General features: G+C 49.5%; 3 protein-coding genes and 1 pseudogene. 1 reads left to right on the top strand and 3 read right to left on the bottom strand.

Annotated elements, in window-relative coordinates; translation table 11 throughout:
* Positions 1–421, top strand: a pseudogene (locus Q0338_RS00295) (hypothetical protein); the annotation flags it as partial.
* A gap of 106 nt (positions 422–527) precedes the next feature.
* Here Q0338_RS00295 and Q0338_RS00300 read toward each other — a convergent pair.
* The 3 genes from Q0338_RS00300 to Q0338_RS00310 are packed head-to-tail and all read right to left on the bottom strand — an operon-like array spanning position 528 to position 3399.
* On the bottom strand, positions 528–863 hold the full coding sequence (locus Q0338_RS00300) for a hypothetical protein (RefSeq protein ID WP_298058370.1): 336 nt from the start codon (positions 861–863) through the stop codon (positions 528–530).
* A 29-nt stretch (positions 864–892) separates the two neighbouring features.
* Positions 893–2809 carry a hypothetical protein gene (locus tag Q0338_RS00305; protein WP_298085032.1) on the bottom strand — a complete coding sequence of 639 codons (1917 nt, stop codon included), beginning with the start codon at positions 2807–2809 and terminating at the stop codon, positions 893–895.
* 20 nt (positions 2810–2829) lie between these two features.
* Positions 2830–3399, bottom strand: a complete 570-nt coding sequence (locus Q0338_RS00310) for a YcxB family protein (RefSeq protein ID WP_298085033.1) — start codon at positions 3397–3399, stop codon at positions 2830–2832.
* Positions 3400–3662 lie beyond the last annotated feature (263 nt).

The following is a 3662-nucleotide window of genomic DNA, read 5'->3' on the forward strand; positions in this document are numbered from 1 at the left end:
CGCAAAGGGATATTTTAAGCTAAATTTGTATCCGCTTGCGTTTAAAAATACTAGTCATAGTCTTTGGAGCGAAGGTTTTGCCGAGGCAACAGGTCTGAAAAATAAGGGCGAATATATACGCTGGATAGAGCAAAATCGCTTCCCTAAACTTAGGGCATGGGCAAAAGAGCGCAAGCCGCGCCTAATAATCTGCGTGGGAATAAGCTATAAGAACGAATTTATCGCGGCATTTGGTGGCGAGGGTGCGCAGGTGAAGGAAGCGGTCGCAGGCGGTAAGAAATTTTATTATTTTAAAAATGAAGACGATACGATTGTGGCTATAACGTATTTTCTTGGCAATCCGCACGGTTTAAATTCTGACGCGGCGATAAAAGCTACCGGAGAGAAAATAGTTCAAATTTTAGCTCAAAATGGCAAATAAACTTAGCGTTAAAGGCATTAAATAACTAAAATTTACCGTGATTGCACGCCAAAAAAACGGCGAGTGCGATTTGAGCGTACTTCACGCACTCGCCAAATTTGCCTCGCTACCACAGCTTTAGGCAGACTTGCCCTATTATGACGGCGATGGGAGCTCCGTTTATGTCGTAGGTGTTGCTCGAGTTTGAACCAAAATCGGGCTTAACGACATTGCCTTGTATCACCCAAGTGTTGCTTGAGTTTGCGCCGTATTTGGGTTTTATTTTTCTCCCGTCAAACTCAAAGGTGTTAGAGGAGTTGGCTCCAGTTTTAGGCTTTAGCACCCCGCCGTCAAATTCAAAAGTATTGTGCGTGGTTGCGCCGTATTTGGGCTTTAGCTCGTTGCCCTCGTATACCCAAGCGCCGTTGCCCGCAGACCTTCCGTCCCAGTTGATTTTGGGCATTTCATCCTCCTAAAATGAGATATAATCAATCACTTTGCGCGGCTTGCTTCTTTTGCTTTTACGGCTTCGTAAATTTCATCCGCGTTCGTCAAATTTGCGTCCAAAAACTCCTGCGCCTTTTTTAGCGTGCGCGCACCCATGATGCCGTCGGCCTTGACGCCGATAGCCTTTTGCACGTATAAAATTTTCTCTTTTTGCGTGATCTGCGGCGCGGTTTTGGCGGCGGCGGTAGAGTTTGTTTCGCGCTCTTGGTCGCCAGAGCCCTCAAATTTAGCCGTTATCTCGCGAAATTTGGCCTCCAGGCTGCGCGATGCCTCAAACCGCTCGTCAAGCTGCATAAGAGTCGGCGCGTAACCAAAGCCAGATATCGCGCCATAGATCGCGCCGACTGCTCCAAAGCCCGCTAAAATTTTAAAAAATAGCGAAAAAGCCTCTTTGTTTCGCATGCTTTGGCGGTACTCTTTAGGCACGGCACTACGGTGAATCAGCGTAACCAGCGCGCTAAGAGGCGCCAAGACGCACAAAGAAACGCCCGCGCAAAGGGCTAAAAATACAATCGTATAAATAGGCGACATGATGTAGCGGTCGGCTAAATTTTCGCCCAAAAATCCCGCCGTAAAAACTAGCGCAAGCAGCCAAAATAGCGAGCCCAGCCCAAACCAAACCGCAGGCGAGTAAACGGGGGAGATTTTATCCAGGCACTTTTTCATCGTTTCGCCCAGTTTGCTAGCCGCACCCCTTGAGACGTAGCCTTCGCAGGCCTCTATCACGGCGTTTGCGGCCTCGGTTTGCGCGCCGTCTGTTTTAGCGATACGCTTTAGCGCGGAGTCTAGGGCGGGCTGCGAGCAGTAGCGCGTGAAAAATTTAAACGCCTCGCGCCTAGTTATCTTGCCGTCGGCGTCAATCTTTTCTAGCATAGATATCTCGTCTGCGAAAAGATCATCGAAAAACGGCGGCCTGATAAAGGCGTAGGGCGGGTTGCTAAAGCCCACCGCCTCGTACTCCTTGCCTAGCAGGATAAAATTTAGCCGCGTTATCGCGCTAGAACCCACGTAAGAAAACAGGTGCGAGCTCTCGTCGCCGCTCTCTTCGTCTTGATAAAACGGTATCGTCTGCGAGATAAATTTGCAGGTGCGAGCGCATAAAAAGTCCAAAAGCTCGTCGGCGTAGGCGCGCGATTTTATGCGTAAATTTACGCTGGGTTTCGCGTAGGCGCCGATGTTTGCTACCGTGGTAAAGTATCCGTGACCGCTACACTGGGCGCACTGCACGTAGCCAGATCCCCCGCATCCGCCGCACCTAACCGTGCCAGATCCCGAGCAGCCGTAGCAGGTGCTTGAGCCGCTACCGCCGCATGACGAGCAGCTCTCGTAGCGATACGTCACGTAGGTGCTGCCGTCTGAGTTATACTGCGTGTGAGGGCGATTTACGCCGCCGCTGCCTCCGCACGTGGAGCAGCTTTGTCGTCCGCGTCCGCCGCAGCTAGAGCAGGTTTTTTTGCCTCGTCCGCCGCACTCGCCGCAGCGCGTCTGCCCGTCGCCTCCGCACTCGTCGCAACGCTCGCTCATGCTAAATGGCTTAAAATCGTAATACCTAACCGCGCCGCCTGATTTTGCGACGGCCTCTTTTGCGTCTTGGCGTAGTTCGGTGAGTAAAATTTCACGCAGATCCGCGCTATCTCTAGCCTGCAGCAAGCACTCTCTTGCGTGATTTTCGTAGCTGCGAACGTCGCCTCCGAAGTGTATCTGCTCCTTTGCGCCGCCTGCGATTTTGCTCTCTTCGCGCTTGCCGTAAAACTCCCACGTCACGGTCGCCATCGCCTCAAAATCAAAAATTTCGTGCGAAATTTCTACCAAATCCTCAGGCTTAGCTTGGTTGCCGTTTATTAGATTGCGCAGCCCTTTTAAAAACGGCTCGTGTAAACTTAACTCGTCAAATTCGCTCATTTTAAATCCTAAATTTGATTTTACGCGTCTAGTCCCGCGCGCTTTTTTATCTCGCTTAAAAACTCCGCTCCGCCGTCGCCAAAAGCCTCTCGCAGCACGGCGCAAAACATGGAGTTTGCGATGATAACGACGACATACTCGCCCACATATCGCGCGTCGCTGATGACGGCGTACCTGTATCTGCCCTCGCCGAATTTGCTTTTTTGCACGAAAAACCCATCCTCTAAGATCACGCTTTTTGGTCCGAATTCGCCGTAGTTTGCTTTATTTATCAGCGCGCGAGTAAGCAGCCAAGGCCGCAGCCCAGTAGCGTAAAGCAGAGTAAAAAACGCGGCCATCCACGATAGGTAGGCTAGATTTTCCACGCCGCTAAAACCGTAATCCCTAAGCAAGTCGCTAAGCTCCCTGAAGTAAAATTTGACGCACAAAAGCGTGATAAAAAACATGCCAAGAGCCGACGCCGTAAAGTCGCATATACGTATGTTTCGCATAAATTTATCGCCCTTATAAACAATCTTGCCCACCTCGCGCGTCATCGCTTTATACTCGGCGCTAGGCTTTATCTCAAATTCGGCTTTTAAATTTGACATTTGCTTCCTTTAAATTTTGATGAGATATTATCAAATTTGGCCTAAATTTACGCTATTTTTAAAATCGCCGCTAAAACGATAATTAAGCCCAAATTTAGTAAAATCGCCGCCAAGACGCGAGGTCGCGTAATACGTTAAAAGGCAAACGATGCAAAACTCAACCGCGTAAATTCCGCTAAATTTAAACCAAATCAACCAATCAAATTTGAATTTAAGGCAGAATCATGAAAAGACGAGACTTTCTAAAACTAGGCGCGCTGGCG

The sequence above is a fragment of the uncultured Campylobacter sp. genome (genome assembly GCF_938018145.1).
GTDB lineage: Bacteria > Campylobacterota > Campylobacteria > Campylobacterales > Campylobacteraceae > Campylobacter_A.

Coding starts and splice junctions, on each gene's coding strand:
- Q0338_RS00300 (WP_298058370.1), bottom strand. CDS start 863: ATGCCCAAAATCAACTGGGACGGAAGGTCTGCGGGCAACGGCGCTTGG.
- Q0338_RS00305 (WP_298085032.1), bottom strand. CDS start 2,809: ATGAGCGAATTTGACGAGTTAAGTTTACACGAGCCGTTTTTAAAAGGG.
- Q0338_RS00310 (WP_298085033.1), bottom strand. CDS start 3,399: ATGTCAAATTTAAAAGCCGAATTTGAGATAAAGCCTAGCGCCGAGTAT.